At 42.3% G+C, this 15,287-nt stretch carries 19 protein-coding genes, 1 tRNA gene and 3 pseudogenes; 3 read left to right on the top strand and 20 right to left on the bottom strand.

The annotated features are described in order from the left end of the window. Positions 1 to 204: 204 nt before the first annotated feature. A complete protein-coding gene (gene ychF / locus VL20_RS01460; protein ID WP_052278350.1) occupies positions 205 to 1,296 on the bottom strand; it encodes a redox-regulated ATPase YchF in 1,092 nt (363 codons plus the stop codon). A gap of 379 nt (positions 1,297 to 1,675) precedes the next feature. Between ychF and VL20_RS01455 the strand changes: the two genes are divergently transcribed. Together VL20_RS01455 and VL20_RS01450 are read left to right on the top strand one after the other, a co-directional pair. Continuing rightward, a complete protein-coding gene (locus VL20_RS01455) occupies positions 1,676 to 3,709 on the top strand; it encodes an elongation factor G (RefSeq protein WP_052275391.1) in 2,034 nt (677 codons plus the stop codon). 121 nt (positions 3,710 to 3,830) lie between these two features. Then, positions 3,831 to 3,968 (top strand): annotated as a pseudogene (locus VL20_RS01450) (IS630 family transposase); the annotation flags it as partial. A gap of 240 nt (positions 3,969 to 4,208) precedes the next feature. On the opposite strand, the gene VL20_RS01445 reads toward VL20_RS01450, so the two are convergent. The 14 genes and pseudogenes from VL20_RS01445 to VL20_RS01380 all read right to left on the bottom strand — a co-directional run. Beyond that, the gene (locus VL20_RS01445) at positions 4,209 to 4,547 is read right to left on the bottom strand and encodes a XisI protein (RefSeq protein WP_002788474.1); all 339 of its coding nucleotides are present in this window, start codon (positions 4,545 to 4,547) and stop codon (positions 4,209 to 4,211) included. Next, the gene (locus VL20_RS01440; protein WP_052275390.1) at positions 4,535 to 4,954 is read right to left on the bottom strand and encodes a XisH family protein; all 420 of its coding nucleotides are present in this window, start codon (positions 4,952 to 4,954) and stop codon (positions 4,535 to 4,537) included. Before VL20_RS01440 ends, VL20_RS01445 begins: the two co-directional genes overlap by 13 nt. Positions 4,955 to 4,990: 36 nt before the next feature. Then, positions 4,991 to 5,215, bottom strand: coding sequence for a HEPN domain-containing protein (locus tag VL20_RS01435; RefSeq protein WP_052275389.1), 225 nt, complete (start codon positions 5,213 to 5,215; stop codon positions 4,991 to 4,993). Beyond that, positions 5,202 to 5,459, bottom strand: a complete 258-nt coding sequence (locus VL20_RS01430) for a type II toxin-antitoxin system RelE family toxin (protein WP_052275388.1) — start codon at positions 5,457 to 5,459, stop codon at positions 5,202 to 5,204. The genes VL20_RS01435 and VL20_RS01430 overlap by 14 nt, the downstream gene beginning before the upstream one ends. A gap of 6 nt (positions 5,460 to 5,465) precedes the next feature. Next, positions 5,466 to 5,699 (bottom strand): hypothetical protein, encoded by a 234-nt coding sequence (locus tag VL20_RS01425; protein WP_002767942.1) that lies wholly within the window; start codon positions 5,697 to 5,699, stop codon positions 5,466 to 5,468. Positions 5,700 to 5,819: 120 nt separating this feature from the next. After that, positions 5,820 to 6,029, bottom strand: coding sequence for a DUF4926 domain-containing protein (locus tag VL20_RS01420; protein ID WP_002767944.1), 210 nt, complete (start codon positions 6,027 to 6,029; stop codon positions 5,820 to 5,822). Positions 6,030 to 6,130: 101 nt separating this feature from the next. Next, entirely contained in the window at positions 6,131 to 6,466 is a 336-nt protein-coding gene (locus VL20_RS01415) for a DUF5615 family PIN-like protein (RefSeq protein WP_052275387.1), read from the bottom strand. Further along, positions 6,456 to 6,770: a DUF433 domain-containing protein gene (locus VL20_RS01410; protein WP_002767946.1), complete on the bottom strand. Its 315-nt coding sequence runs from the start codon at positions 6,768 to 6,770 to the stop codon at positions 6,456 to 6,458. The genes VL20_RS01415 and VL20_RS01410 overlap by 11 nt, the downstream gene beginning before the upstream one ends. Before the next feature lie 108 nt (positions 6,771 to 6,878). Further along, entirely contained in the window at positions 6,879 to 7,097 is a 219-nt protein-coding gene (locus tag VL20_RS01405; protein WP_052275386.1) for a DUF2283 domain-containing protein, read from the bottom strand. A 93-nt stretch (positions 7,098 to 7,190) separates the two neighbouring features. Then, positions 7,191 to 7,514 (bottom strand): hypothetical protein, encoded by a 324-nt coding sequence (locus VL20_RS01400; protein WP_284525970.1) that lies wholly within the window; start codon positions 7,512 to 7,514, stop codon positions 7,191 to 7,193. 457 nt (positions 7,515 to 7,971) lie between these two features. After that, a complete protein-coding gene (locus VL20_RS01395; RefSeq protein WP_284525969.1) occupies positions 7,972 to 8,454 on the bottom strand; it encodes a hypothetical protein in 483 nt (160 codons plus the stop codon). 259 nt (positions 8,455 to 8,713) lie between these two features. Then, a pseudogene (locus VL20_RS01390) lies at positions 8,714 to 9,001 on the bottom strand (hypothetical protein); the annotation flags it as partial. A gap of 3 nt (positions 9,002 to 9,004) precedes the next feature. Then, the gene (locus VL20_RS01385) at positions 9,005 to 10,048 is read right to left on the bottom strand and encodes an IS630 family transposase (protein WP_052275234.1); all 1,044 of its coding nucleotides are present in this window, start codon (positions 10,046 to 10,048) and stop codon (positions 9,005 to 9,007) included. 90 nt (positions 10,049 to 10,138) lie between these two features. Beyond that, positions 10,139 to 10,597 (bottom strand): annotated as a pseudogene (locus VL20_RS01380) (DUF3782 domain-containing protein); the annotation flags it as partial. A 313-nt stretch (positions 10,598 to 10,910) separates the two neighbouring features. On the opposite strand from VL20_RS01380, the gene VL20_RS01370 reads away from it, so the two are divergent. Further along, positions 10,911 to 11,150, top strand: a complete 240-nt coding sequence (locus VL20_RS01370) for a hypothetical protein (RefSeq protein ID WP_284525968.1) — start codon at positions 10,911 to 10,913, stop codon at positions 11,148 to 11,150. 67 nt (positions 11,151 to 11,217) lie between these two features. On the opposite strand, the gene VL20_RS01365 is transcribed toward VL20_RS01370, so the two are convergent. From VL20_RS01365 to petE, 5 genes are all read right to left on the bottom strand, one after another. After that, entirely contained in the window at positions 11,218 to 11,571 is a 354-nt protein-coding gene (locus VL20_RS01365) for a hypothetical protein (RefSeq protein ID WP_052275384.1), read from the bottom strand. 16 nt (positions 11,572 to 11,587) lie between these two features. Then, complete coding sequence (locus tag VL20_RS01360; protein ID WP_052275383.1) at positions 11,588 to 12,478, bottom strand: hypothetical protein; 891 nt, start codon at positions 12,476 to 12,478, stop codon at positions 11,588 to 11,590. A gap of 69 nt (positions 12,479 to 12,547) precedes the next feature. Further along, positions 12,548 to 12,621, bottom strand: a tRNA-Met gene (locus tag VL20_RS01355). A gap of 83 nt (positions 12,622 to 12,704) precedes the next feature. Then, the gene (locus VL20_RS01350; protein WP_052275382.1) at positions 12,705 to 14,432 is read right to left on the bottom strand and encodes a succinate dehydrogenase/fumarate reductase flavoprotein subunit; all 1,728 of its coding nucleotides are present in this window, start codon (positions 14,430 to 14,432) and stop codon (positions 12,705 to 12,707) included. A 403-nt stretch (positions 14,433 to 14,835) separates the two neighbouring features. Further along, positions 14,836 to 15,213 (bottom strand): plastocyanin, encoded by a 378-nt coding sequence (gene petE, locus VL20_RS01345; protein ID WP_002762125.1) that lies wholly within the window; start codon positions 15,211 to 15,213, stop codon positions 14,836 to 14,838. Between the last annotated feature and the right edge of the window lie 74 nt (positions 15,214 to 15,287).

The following is a 15,287-nucleotide window of genomic DNA, read 5'->3' as shown; positions in this document are numbered from 1 at the left end:
GTTAACCAAAGTGAGTAAAAAAAGCTTAGAGATTGTTTATGACAGAAATTCGGAGCATCTTTCAATTTGACAAAGCCAAGTGTAGGGCTAATTCCAGAATTAGCGCCAATTGTAGGGCTAATTCATGAATTAGCCCTACAGCTATTGACAACGCCAAATTCAACCTTTTGATCAGGTGGAAGCGCTCACCTGATTTATTTTTAGCTAAACATTAAAACGGAATAGTAAAACATCACCCTCTTGAACAATGTATTCCTTGCCTTCACTTCTGACTAAACCTTTTTCTTTGGCTGCGCTCATCGTGCCACTATTAACTAAATCCTGATAAGACACGGTTTCTGCACGAATAAAACCCCGTTCAAAATCCGAGTGAATAACTCCGGCTGCCTGGGGTGCTTTCATACCGGCAATAATCGTCCATGCGCGGGTTTCTTGGGGACCGGTGGTGAGATAGGTACGCAGTCCTAATAACTCGTAGGTAGCTTGAATTAAAGATTTTAATCCCCCTTCTTCTACTCCTAAAGAACCAAGAAAATCTTTTCTTTCTTCCTCCGACAATTCCACTAATTCCGATTCCACTTGAGCAGAAACGATCACAACTTTGGCCTGTTCCTGTTGGGCAATTTGACGGACACTTTCTACCCAATCATTACCCGTAGCTAGATCATCTTCGCTAACATTAGCGGCATAAATAATCGGTTTCCGACTCAATAAACCGAGATTTTTAATTAATTCTTCTTCCTCTTTGTTTAAATCCACTTTTCGCACCGAAATACCGTCATTAAGACAAATTAGGATTTTTTCAAGGATAGCTAATTCTTCGGCGGCTTCCTTGCTATTTTTCGCCTGCTTGCGTAAACGTTCCACCCGCTTCTCCACCTGTCCCAAATCCGCCAGAGCTAACTCTAGATTAATCACCTCGATATCCCGGGCCGGATCCACAGAACCGGAAACATGAATAATATCATCATTATCAAAACAGCGCACCACATGAACGATCGCGTCCACTTCCCGGATATTCGCCAAAAATTGATTACCCAATCCTTCCCCGCGACTCGCACCCTTGACTAATCCGGCGATATCGACAAATTCAATCCGCGTCGGCACGATTTTCTCAGAATTAGAGATTTTAGCCAAAACCTCCAGACGTTCATCGGGGACGGATACCACACCCACATTCGGTTCAATGGTACAAAAGGGGAAATTAGCGGCCTCAGCCTTGGCATTAGCCACCAGAGCGTTAAATAGGGTCGATTTCCCCACATTTGGCAGTCCCACGATTCCAGCTTTTAACATAAAAATTGCTTGATAAACATCATCCCGACCTCTCACTATATCAGGCTGCCTCTCGTTTTTGTAAATCCAGTTGATGAGAAAAACTCTCGATAGTCAACAGCTTAGTTAACATTTATTCAAGTTCCTTAACTAAAAGTAGGCGAGATTTTACAAGAGATTGCGAGAATGGGATGTAATGCTTGAGACTGAGTTAGGGTGAAGAGTAGGAAAGAATACACCTGTAGCACTGGGCAAAATTATGGCAAGACAGGCCTTTCACTTCTAAATACGTCCTGAGAGTAATTTTCAGTGCTATGACAGTATATTTCCTAGGGCGATCGAGTGTAAATATCGTCCAATCGCCACAACTAATCACTAAATCATTGTTGGGGGTATCTGTATGAATCAAAGTATCGGAGCAAACACCCGTAATGTGGCCCTTGTCGGCCCCTACTCCAGTGGAAAAACCTCCTTACTGGAAAGTTTACTTTTCGTAACAGGAGCAATCACCAGAAAAGGCAAAATCAGCGATCGCAACACCGTCGCTGATAGTTCCACCCAAGCGCGGGATCGACAGATGAGTGTAGAAGTTTCCGTTGCCCATAGTCAATACCAAGACCTAAATTTTACCTTTCTCGATTGCCCCGGTTCGATCGAATTTGCCAGTGAAACCTATAATGCCCTCGTCGGGGCCGGTGCTGCTATTATCGTTTGTGAACCGGTGGTCGATCGAGTTCTCACCCTGGCTCCCTTGCTAAAATTCCTCGATGATTGGGAAATTCCGCATCTAATCTTCATCAACAAGATGGATCGCTGTAATAGTCACTTTAACGAAGTCCTACAAGCTCTCAAATCCGTTTCTAGTCGTCCCCTCGTTCCCCAGCAATATCCTATCCGTCAGAACAACGAAATTATCGGATTCATCGATTTAATCAACGAACAGGCTTATCATTACCATGCTAACAGTCCCGCCGATCCTGTCGCTTTACCCGACCACCTCAAGGAAGAAGAACAGATTGCTCGACAAGAAATGCTGGAAACGATCGCCGAATTTGACGATCATCTTTTAGAAGAACTCCTCGAAGATATTAACCCCTCCCGGGAAGAAATTCTCCAAGACTTAAAACAAGAACTGGGAGCCGATCAGATAGTACCCGTGTTCTTCGGTATGGCGGAACGGGACTATGGTGTGCGTCATCTCCTCACCGCTTTAGTGGAAGAAGCACCGGCCCCGACAATTACCGCCAATCGTCGCGGTCTCGATCCCAGTGCGGATGGGGATGCAGTGGTACAAATCCTCAAAACCTATTTTACTCCCCAGGGCGGTCGCCTCTCCCTAGGGCGAATCTGGCAGGGAACCCTTAACGATGGCATGGCCTTGAACGGTGTGCGGATTGGTGGTATCTATCGTCTCATGGGACAACAACAACAACCCCTACAGCAGGCCCAAGCGGGGGAAATTATCGCTCTCGGTCGTTTGGAGGGAATCGCCACCGGAGACGTGGTTAGCAGCGGCAGTCAAAAACCCGATCTTCCCAGAGGATTACAGCTTAAACCCGTCTTTGCTCTCGCTATTGCCGCCGCAAATCGCAAGGATGAAGTTAAATTAAGTTCAGCTTTGACAAAACTGATCGAAGAAGATCCTTCCCTCTACTGGGAACAACACGGTGATACTCAAGAAGTGATTCTCTGGGGACAGGGAGAAATTCATCTGCAAGTGGCCCTCGATCGCCTAGCGCGCAAGTATAATCTACCGATGACCACCCATTTACCCCAAGTCCCCTACAAGGAAACGATCAAGGCCAGCACCAAATCCCACGGACGTTATAAACACCAAACCGGCGGCCACGGTGCTTTTGGTGATGTGTACCTGGATATTAAACCCCTGGCCCGGGGGGAAGGTTTCCACTTCCATGAAAGCATTGTCGGTGGTGTTGTCCCGAAACAGTATATCCCCGGGGTGGAAACGGGAGTGCGGGAATATCTCGGTCATGGTCCTTTGGGTTTTCCCGTGGTGGATATTGATGTTACTCTCACCGATGGTTCCTATCACAGTGTCGATAGTTCCGAACAAGCTTTTAAACAAGCGGCCCGTCTAGCGATGACGGAGGGACTGCCTAAATGTCATCCGGTCTTATTAGAACCAATTCTATCGGTGACGGTTCTCGCTCCCTCAGAATACACCGCCAAGGTTTTACAGTTAATCAGTGGTAAACGCGGTCAAATTCAGGGTTTTGAAGCTTCTGCGGAGTGGAAAGGTTGGGATCAGGTAACGGCCTATCTACCCCAAGCGGAAATGCACGATTTTATCGTTGATTTGCGTTCTTTGACTATGGGTGTCGGTTTTTTCCAGTGGGATGAGGATCACCTGCAAGAAGTGCCAGATAAACTACGCGATGCGGTTTTAGCTATGCGGGGTAATGGTAACAAGTAGGCGATTTCGCCTCTGGTGTGGTCTATTGAGGAAAGGGAGGGTCTCCCTCCCTTCCCTGATGGGTTACACAAGAGGTAGAACCTCTGGAAATGCGTTACAAGGGAGACCCTTGCAACGAGGGATTGAAAACTTTTCTGAGTTTTCTTCGGCTATTTATGGATGTCTGAATGATGCCCATCTGAAACATAAAAAAGAACTTGATTTTTTGCTCACTCTCCGATTTCAGAAGTTTAATAAATCTCAGATTATGAACGTCTAAAGTATAGTTCGCTCTAGATCGAAAACAATTGACAAAAATCGCCAAATGTCTTTCTCTATAAGGGTTTCATCTCTTATAATCCTGTCTGTTGCATAAGACAAACCGAAGAACCATTTTTACGAGGAGTTCCTCTCCGTCTTTTATTAGGGGAATGCCTGGCTCCTGGGGGAATTTAAGGGCTTGTTGGCAGTAGTTGAGAGCGCAATCGCGGTCTTGAGAATTGTCCATCATATTTGAACGTTAAGCGACAGCAAAGCCTGTATAGGGTCTAATTTCAGGGGATTTAAAGGCTAAAATAATCTGGTTTTGAGGGATTCCTGCGGCTACTAATTCATCGGCAATACCATCCTCAGTTCCGTCGTGTTGAATCCAAATTTTTTGATCAATAATATCAATATGTAATAGGGTTCCGTAGATTCGATAACCATTTTGCCAACCTGTTTCAACCAATAAATAGCGATCGCGGGTTTGATCTAGGACTAATTCGATTTGGATTTGGCGATCAGTGTCGAGGAAGTCGGCATAATCTTGGAATGTTTTTTCAATAATTTGCCGATATTGGGCAATTAAGGAATCCATCGTACAATTACCTCCTGGTTGGGATCGAAACTAAATAACTGAATAATACCATCTTCAATTAAGGTTTGACCTGCTTCTTCTTCAAATACTGTTTTGCAGGTGTTTTCGCTAACAGCCAAAAATAGTTTATGTTCGGGATAATAACGCTTTAGGAGATGGGTATAAACGACAAATTGACCAACTGCTTCTTCAAGGTCTTTCATATCAGAAGGACGAGTAAAGCTCTTAACTTCAATGGCTATTTTTTCTGTTCCTTTTTCTGCGGCTAATAGTCTTTCTGCTCCCAAATCAACAAATAGGTTTTTACCTCTTGTTAAACGAATCCGTAGGGGGTCATGGGTAATTGTCCAGCCGTCTTTGATTAGGGCGTGTTTTACACAGTCATGGAAAATATCTTTGGCAGGCATTGTTTTTTATAGATAAAAACTGAAATTTTCTCAGGGTTACTTTAAGTTATTGTCTGAATCTCCTAAGTTTCCCTGAATTTGCCCTAACAATTCCTCACAATCTTTAACCAAGGGAATCCCCAGTTCTTGGCATAATTCAAGCGCTTGTTGGCAATGGCTGAGGGCAAGTTCAGGGCGATTAGTTTTTTGGGCGATTTCGGCGAGAAACATCAATTCGGATTTGAAGTAGCGCAATGTTTCTAAATTATTAGCGATAGACATCTCTTCGATGTTTACATTGCAAGATGAGTATTGCCTGTTTTGGGTCATCAATTTCATAGCGAACTCGATAGTCACCAACACGCAAACGGTATTCATAATCAGAATTTTTTAATTTAACTACACCAGAGGGACGCGGTTCTATTGATAAATCTTTGATTTTTTCAAGAATACGACTTTTGATGGGATTAGGTAAGTCATCAATCTGTTTTTGTACAGATTTAGAGATTTTAATACTATAATCCATTGTGATTTAATCCTTGCTCAAGTATTGTTCAAGGGTCACATAGTCGCCTGATTGATATTCATCCCGAACTTGTTGAAGTTCTGCTAAGGTTTCCTCGTCGTCTTGATAGGAAGTTTCTTCTGCTTGAAAAATTTGTTGTTCTAGTATTTCTAATAATTGTTGTTTTTGCGTTAAGTCAAGGGATTTAATCGCTTCGGTTAGAGATTCAAAAGTGATTTGAAGATTGATGGTGGTACTCATGAAATTTCTCCTATTTGGATAAAAAGTGAAATTTTGAGAATTGCTTTAATTTTCATGGTTGGTATAGGTGATCAAGGGTTTCTAATCTTCTTCTAATGTAGCCTGAATTTTTGCTAATCGTTAGTTAATAGAAGTTATCCAACAAACGGGAACCGCTATCACGTCAATGGTTTCTTTATTGTCAAACATTTCTAGGAGATAACCTGCTTCTAATTGTTGTTCATTAGGAGGTAAATATTCAATAATTGTTCCCTGATCACCTTTTTTTAAAATAGTGTCGGGGACATCTCTACATAATTTGACTTGTTGAAAAAGTTGGACGGTTTGCATTATTCATACTCCTTAATTTTATCGTAGTAAAGAGTGACAAAATTAGCTTTTTGATTATTTTTATCGATCTGCCAAATACTAATTCACTTTTTCATGCGGTTCTATATAAACTCTATGTGATTATACATTTCTTCCGGTTCAAGAATTTCCCAGATTAAGAGTAGTCCTCGAATTATTTGACCAATAGATTTACTTTGTTGGGGACAGTAAGCAATTCCTGCATGAGTTATAGATGATTGATTGATTCTTAAAAAATCAGTATCTTGAGTAAAAATTACGCGACCATTGGCTAAGGCAAATTGCAATTGTACTTCATCAGATACCCCCAATAAATTTTCTTCTGGAGTGGTAGTAACATCAAGGCCTCGATGGCGCAATCCAAGAGCAATACTATAGCTTACATTTTCATCTAGGTGAAATTTAATTTTATTGCCCATTCATTTTTCTTAGTTTTTCTTGGACTAGAGAAGGTGTTTTAGCTTGCATTTCCTTGGCAAAGGTATCATCATCTGTGATTTGTTGTCTAATTTCTTCAAGGTGATCGTGATAGTAAGAAAGGGCCGCGTAAACATCAGCTAAAGTAATGCTGGGATAATGATAAACAATTTCATCGGGTGACATTCCCAGGCGTTCGTGCCAAATAACGACATCTTGGACTTTGATGCGATGACCTGCGATGCGCGGTTTACCGCCACAGGTTTCCGGGGTAATTTCAATATGATTGATTAAAGTTGTTGTCATTGATGATAACGAATTTGTCCGATTATAGGGTCACAAGGAATCTGCGCCCGAATGTCATATATATTATATCACGTCAAGGTTTATAGAATAATTTTATTATGACAACTCTTATAAACTTGAAGCTAATTCAGGCGCGACAATAGTTTCTAGGGAAAAAGCATTCAGATCCGTTAAGCTTCTGGCCTGTTCCAAGGTGATTGCACAAATGTTACCATGCTTATCAAGATCGACTAAGGTATTTTCATTGATTTCTTGAGTCTCGACAATAGGATTGTTATTGAACTCTAAATATAGAGTATCCGTATCTTGAAAGTAGGTGATTTTCATGGCTTAAAATTCCTATCAAAAAAAGCATTGTGAACTGTGATACCATCTTCGAGTAAGACAACCCTCAACGCTTTGTTGTCTATTTATTCAATATCAAAATGTTGAGTTTTCTTCAAAAATATTTTTGATAAAATCATATTGTTTAGGGAAAAACTGCCTGTTTGTATAATACAAAGGAGATTTTACATGAATATAACCTTTAGCATCATTTGCCCATTCACCGAGCAACATATCGTCACCATATAAATAACCATGAAACTTTGGAAAAGTATGCCAATATTTAATTTCTATTTCTACATTATTTTGCCTCAGTTGTTCATCCTCAAGTATAAATTCAAGGTTTCGATTAATCTTATTTTTAAAGTTTATCGATAATCGATTGGTTGAGATATATATATCAATAAGTTCATCACTCAATCTTTTCAGTATGAGCCTACTAATTTTAGGCTTTTTATCTAAATTAGCCTCATGAAATATTCTTGTAATCCATGCGTAAACAAAGTCTCCGGCTCTTCTGGTTTATGTGTGGAAACGAAGCCTATACTGATAGTTTCTTCGGCAAAATAGTCGTAAAAGTCCTTCTCAGTCAACATTTCACGATTCCATAAGCAAAAATTATCACACAAAGTCGAGAAGAGCCAGTCTCCCTCTCCAATTGAAACATATAAGTCGTTCAGGATGTCTTTTTTTGTGACAATGTCCGTGAGAATTGCATAGTACTGTTCTGACCTTGTAAGCTGTTCGACTTTTCCAGTTAAATCAAATGTGAGAAGTTGCAGATTTGCTTCGGTTTGAGGCTTAGTAAGCTAAACGGCTTTTACTTCGGATCACCGATATAGACTCCAAAAGGGTTATAGCTGTTGGATCATGCAGGTTAAGCGCCGTTTAGCTTATCCATTAAAGCAGTAACAGTAACAGGAGGCGCGGCGGTTTTCTCAGGTTTAGCGATCGCTTTTTTAGAGGGTTCAGAGCGCCTTTTATGCCACTCTTCCGAAAATTTAGTCAAATTTGTTGTCTTATCGCCGCATTTCGCCCACAGAGTTAGGGAGAACCGCCATTCCTCCGACCCCTGCTGTTTGAAACGCTCATCCCGAAGAATGCCTAGATAATCGGCCAAATAGTGGCTAATCGCGTCCCTAACTTGATCTTTGGTCAATTTTTCCCCTTTCTGCTCTGCCAAGCGTACTAAAGCCGCTAAATTCGTCTCAACCCGCAAAAGTTTCCCCTCTTCCCCTAGAGCCAGCTTGACTCCCCAATCATTATCCTCACATTGACAGTGAGCCGCATGATCTAATAAGACTTCAAACAAGCGTTTGACCCTTTTTTCAACAGTTTCGCCATAACTCTTCTTAGGCATGGGATTAGATCGGTAGAGGTTAGGGATAGCTTATTTTAGTCTATTTTTTGGGATGATGAAAAACACCCCCAGAAAACGGGTTTCTTTAAGAAACCTGTTTTCTAATGAAAACCGGCTCTTCGGTTTGTGTTATGCAATGGACGGGAGTTATAAGGGATGGAACCCTTATATAGAAAGGCATTTAGCGATTTTTGTTAATTGTTTTTTTCTAGAGCGAACTAATCAATTAAGTCTCTTGCCAGATAAGGATTTAGTCGATTTATGCCCCCCTATCGAACCATACCAAGTAACGAAGAACCTGAAAACCTAGGGGCCGAAACTGAACATCGTTGATGATTTTAACCGTTTCTCCTGATTGCTTAATCACAAATAAACCGCGCCGATAAGCATAACTATCTATGCCCTGATCGATTTCAATCCCCGCTACTGCGCCATAAACCTGAAAGTCTCGAAATTGGGGAAAGGCTAACTTAAATCGCTGTAATCGATCGAGAAAGTCATCTACATCATCCTTCGAGAGTCGAGATTTACACTCCACCGCCACTATACTTTAGACGTTCATAATCTGAGATTTATTAAACTTCTGAAATCGTAGAGTCAGCAAGGAATCCAGTTCTTTTTTATGTTTCAGATGGGCATCATTCAGACATTCATAAATAGCTGAAGAAAAGTCAGAAAAGTTCTCATAATATTTACCATATAAACATTTCTTTTTGACCAATTTCCACAGCCTTTCAATTAAATTTAGATTAGGTGAATAAGACGGCAGATAGAGCAGCTCTATTGACAAAGAAAGAGCCAATTCTTCAACAATTTTACATTTTTGATAGCGGGCATTATCTAAGACTAGAGTGATGGGAATCATTAGTCCTAAAGCAGCTATTTTTGACCGGAGTTCACAGACTTGAGTTGCCGTAATATAAGTTTCATATGTTACCAGAATAACTTCATGAGTTATTGCATTTAATGCTCCTAAAACATTGAAGCGTTTACGCCCGCTCGGTGACTTAACAAAAAGTCTCTCAAAACACCAAACAAAACCGAGAAATGCTCCCATGACGAAGTGAGCGGCATCAACAAAAAAAACAGCCCTTTTTCCTTCTTTTGCCTCATTTAGTCTGGGTTCTAGCTTTTTTTCTTTGTAGTCCTCTTGTTCATCTGGGTCAGCTTTAGAAGGAAGAGAACCTACTTTTAAACATTTCATTCCCATTGATTTTAAAAATTTTCTCACTTGGGTAGGACTTCGTTTTATTCCCGTCAATTCTTCTATCCTATATACAGCTTCATTTATTGTGGCTGGTGGATTTTTCTCGAAGTATTTTTTGAGGGTTTCTTTTTGAAACTCTAATTCACTTTTAGGGCGATAGAAGTTGATTTCTTTTAATTTTTCTATTCCGCCTTCTTGATAATCGCGAAGATAGGTTAATAAGGTATTTGGCGAGATCCCTGCTAACTGACAAATTTTTTGGTGCGGTATCTTTTGGCTTTTTAACCAGAGAACTTCCATCTTCAGTTGAACCCGGGGATGGGGATGATGAAATCTTTCATAATACAGTGAGTTCTTTTCTTCTTCCGTGAATTCTAGGTTAATCATGTTTTTAATGAGTGCTTTGCTTCTAATTATGACTCTTAAACTATATTATTGTCCTTGAGTAAAAAATGCAAGTTGTAGCCGTGCAAAGTATAACTCACTGCCATTCACCGCCAGAATATCAATTTCCATCGCTGCCCCGGGACGTTTACTTTTTAAGCGACTCATGGTTTGGGTGACATCAATCCCCCGCTCTTGAAATAACTGCACAACCGCCGGCTCTACCATTTCTTCGACAAAACGCCCCCAACGGGTGGTTAAGTTATTGACGGCTTCGGTGGTGGCTCGTACCTGTTTTTTCAATTCTTCCATCGTGCGATCGGCTTCGGCCCGGCGGCGATCGGCTTCAGCACTACGGCGATCGGCTTCAGCATTGCGGCGGTCCGCTTCGGCATTTCGTTGTTCAGCTTCAGCACTACGGCGGTCCGCTTCAGCACTACGGCGCTCGGCTTCAACATTGCGGCGCTCGGCTTCTTTTTGGAACTCGGCAAATTGAGCCTCGGTTCTTTCAAACAGTTTGTAAATATCGGCGATCGTAATAGCTTCTGACATGGCGTGTTCTTGTCTATTTGAGCAAAGCCGATCCTATTCTAGCAACTCGGCTGGTTGAGAGTATATCGTTCTTTTACCCATCACTTGCTGACAGGATAAATCCGACACCATCCCGACCAAAAATCGCAATTTTTTTCCTCGAAAAGTTTGGGGTACCCCACTCCCCCAAAGCCTCCCCCAAAGCTGAAAGCCTTAGCCAATAAGCTTTTTATTATGCAATTTTTTTTAATTAGACCTCTTGCCTTGGCACATACCCCAGATTTTTTCATAGCAAGTATCAACCTATTAAAGCGGGGAAAATTTTATGTTTTCAATGCTTACATTCTCAACTGCTATTCTACAGGACTACCTCAAAAAAAACGGTTTTTTTGTCTTCGATAACCCTTGCGGCGATCGCTGGTTGCAGGGTTTACAGGATATTACCCAAGCAACCCCCGTTATCCAAACTAACGGAAAGATTATCTATCCTATCCAAGCAAATCCTGACGCTATGGGAAAAAGTGACGCACAATCCCACGGAATTGGGCTTTTACCTCATATCTTAAAAAATTAAGCGAACGGTGAGTAGTAAAAATGGAGCAAAAACGCCATTAGCCCTCTGCGCTAAATGGACATGAAGGCTATAAACACCTATAGAAACTAATTTTGTTAGAAGTTACTCGATTAGATTGCCAATTAGGACACCAATCATCTACATTAACGACATAAGAGCCTTGACGAAGTTGATTATGGATATTAGTTAAGGCAGCTTGTGCTTCCTTTTTTCCTTGGAAAAGAATCACACTTCTATACCATCCAGATCGATAGAAAAGAACCGCACTTGAATAGGGAGGGCGATTTTTCTTCGCACGGTTTATTTCATACTGAGCTTCGTTAATATCTCGATCACCACCGAATACTACTCCCCATTGCTCTGCCCTAGCGATTGCAGGAATCCCAAGAAGAAACCAGAGAATTAAAATTGTTTTTTTCATGGCTTACCTATTAACTTTATTGAAAACGAGCTTTGATTTTTACCCCGGGCTTTAAGTTTAGATGATCGGCATCTTTTTGACTAATTATAACTTTTTTGTCTTGACCTTCCTCGTCTAAACATTGACCAAATTTTTCAATCCTGATTTTGTCAACTTTATCGGAGGTTTGGTAGATATATAAATCTTCATTACCGATCCAAAATGCATCACTATTTAAACATCCAATAGCTGATCCTCCTGGAAGTTCAGTTTCCGGTTTAATGCTATGAATTATCAAAGTAAATTGATTTTTATTCGGTTGACATATTCCCTGATTTCTGGCACATTCGATTCTGATTCTTTCTAAAACTGGATGATTGTAGCCTTCTTTTGAGGTTGATGCTAGTCTTGAAATAGCACTAACAATCGAAACATTATTAATATCATAATAGCCATTACTATTAAAGTCTTCTTGATTTAGTTTACCTATTTTAATACCTTTATTTTCTATCTCTATATAATAGATATTTTGGTCTCCTTTCTTTAACTCTATATGTTCGGCTATATATTGCTCTAACTGCCCTTCTAGCAAAAGATTAATAACTACTATAGAGCTTAGTAGAGAAGCAAGACTCCCTGAAATTTTTATTGCCTGGGTTTGTAACGAATCATTATCTTTAAACCCTCCCATAAATCGGTAAACCAATGCACCTATTCCAGTGCCAAAAAAAATAGATGGTATGATTGGCAAAGGTATGACATTGGGCAACAAAGCTATAGCCGTACCCAGTCCAAAACCAAAAGCTGTAACTGCAATGAAAAATTTATCAAAAAAATTAGGAACCACCGCTTCTTCCGGAGGTGCGGGAACCGACGGCATCGATTTTTGTTCAGAATCGGGATTTCGGTTCTCACCTGTATTACTCATTTTTCAACTCCCGTATATCCAAATTTCCTAGAAATCGAAAACCTGTCAATCAGAACTAACTCAGGTTAATGGCGGGAAGCGGATTTGAACCACTGACCTTCGGGTTATGAGCCCGACGAGCTACCAGACTGCTCTATCCCGCGTTGCTTTATTTAGTATAGAACTAAATCTCGGTAAATGCCAAGGAGTTTGTAAAATTACTTTACATTTACCGTCCGACCAGAGGTTAATACTTACGTTCCACGGGGGTGAAATCCTGAATCACTACGGGCATATAGTCGATATCGATGCCGGAGGGGGAATAATAGGCGAGGGTATGCTGAAGGAAATTTTGGTCATCCCGTTGGGGAAAATCCTCGCGGGAGTGGGCCCCTCGGCTTTCTTGACGATTGAGGGCAGAGGTGAGGATAATTTCCCCCACCACCATGAGACTTTGTAATTCCCAGGCCTCGATTAGTTCCGTATTCCAGCAATCCCCCCTATCATCCAGGTAAATCTGCTCGTATTGGCGCTTTAATTCGCCGATTTGTTTAATTCCCTCGCGCATGGTCGCTTCGGTGCGAAAAACGCCGCAATGTTGGGTCATACAGTCTTGGAATTGCTGACGTAGTTGACCGATGCGAATCGTGCCTTTTTTGGTCAATAGAGCGGTGATTTCCTCTTTAGCATCCTGAAGGTAAATATCGGGATTAAAGACGGGAAAAGCGCGTTTTTCGACGTATTTAGCGATCGATTTGCCAGTTCTTCTGCCATAGACCACACATTCTAACAGGGAATTACTGCCCAAACGATTGGCCCCGTGAACAGAGACACAGGAACATTCCCCGGCGGAGAAAAAGCCCTCGGTTAGCGTATCGGCACTTAAGCGAACGCGACCATCGGTATTAACGGGAATGCCGCCCATACAATAGTGAACCGTAGGACGTACAGGCATCGGTTCCTCTACCGCATCGACACCGACGAGACGGTGGGCCTCCTCCCAACAGAAGGGAATGCGACTCATAATTTTTTCCCGACCTAAATGGCGTAAATCCAGATAGACAAAGGGACCCCCGGCGCTACCGTCCAGATTTACCCCCCGGCCGGCGCGAATTTCTAGGGTAATGGCCCGGGAAGTGATGTCCCGGGGTGCCAATTCCATGCGCGAGGGGGCGTAGTCTTCCATAAAACGACGACCTTCGCTATTGATTAAATAAGCCCCTTCACCCCGGACTGCTTCCGAGATTAAAACACCGACGGGATAGAGTCCAGTGGGGTGAAATTGGACAAATTCCATGTCTTCTAGGGGAATACCCGCTTTTGCCGATAATGCTAAACCGTCTCCCGTACAGGCGAAATCGTTGGAGGTGGTGTTATAAACGCGACCATAGCCTCCCGTCCCGAACATAATTGCTTTTGCCCGGAGGATTTCTAACTGTCCGGTGGCGATTTGGTACATAACCACGCCTTTGGCCGTACCTTCTTCGAGGATAAGGCGCAAAACGTACCATTCATCGTAGATTTTTACCTGATTACGGCGTAAATTGCTGACTAATTCGTGCAGCATGGCGTGACCGGTTTTATCGGCGGCGTAACAGGCCCGGTTATGGCTGTGACCGCCAAAGGCTCTTTGGGCAATGCGTCCATCTTCGAGACGGGAGAATAACACGCCTAGATGTTCCAATTCGATGATAACTTCGGGGGCTTCTTGGGTGAGGATATCCACCGCATCCTGGTCAGCCAGAAAATCAGACCCTTTGACAGTATCGTAGGCGTGGGCCTTGGGATTATCATTGGGGTCAACGTTTTGCAGGGCGGCGGCGATACCTCCCTGGGCGGCGACGGAGTGGGAACGAATTGGGTGGGTTTTGGCAACGACAGCAACATCGATAGTCGGGTTGAGGCGTTTGATTTCTAAGGCGGCGCGGCATCCTGCTAACCCACCGCCCACTATAACGACATCGTGTTCTTTCATGGCTGATTTTTCTACGGGCTTCTGTTTCTATGGTGGGGGGAGAATTGCTCGCAAGTCAGTTTTTGTAACCGAGACTTTATATTTCAGAAGACAGGAGACAGGAGACAGGAGGCAGGAGATAGGAGATAAGTAGGTAGGCGTTAAAAGTTATCAGATGCCCCCCTTATTAAGGGGGGACTAAGGGGGGATCGGCACCCCCCTTATCAAGGGGGGCAGGGGGGATCGAACCTAAAATCCATTCTTAATTTAATTATAACCAGCTACTTAGGAGACAGTAGCCGGTCGTCAGGAGACTATTTTTATTGATTCTTCCCAATTCATAATTCATAATTCATCATTCATAATTCCCAAAAAACAACCCGCGGCAGTTAACCGCGAGTTATTTTTGGTTAAAATCGGATAATTACTGAACGGTAATCGTTCCGACCATACCGGCACCGCGATGGGGTTCGCAGTAGTAGGTGTAAGTACCCGGTTCGCTGAAAGTGCTTTCAAAGGACTCCCCGGCGGAAAAAGCCAGACCTTTATGGGATAATTTAGCAGCCTGGGCTTCGGGAACCTTGGTGCTATCGAAAACTATGTTATGGGGAGAAAGTTTGTTATTGACCCATTTCACCGTATCTCCTGCTTTAATAGTGAGGGCGGGGGGATCAAATTGTAGTGTACCTGCATCACCGCCCATCTTCACCGTGAAGGTTTCCGCAGCAGCGGCGGCAGTGTTGAAGAAGAAGCTAGAGACGACTAGCACCAGGGTAGCGACCAATAAACCTAATTTTTTCATGCTTGTTAATCCTTTACACGAGGGAAGATGACAAGTTTGACAGCCTGTCTTTTGACAAAAAAGTAAAAGTTTGC

It is taken from the genome of Microcystis panniformis FACHB-1757 (assembly GCF_001264245.1).
In the GTDB taxonomy this organism is placed as follows: domain Bacteria; phylum Cyanobacteriota; class Cyanobacteriia; order Cyanobacteriales; family Microcystaceae; genus Microcystis; species Microcystis panniformis.
This window is presented reverse-complemented; position numbering and strand designations above follow the sequence as displayed.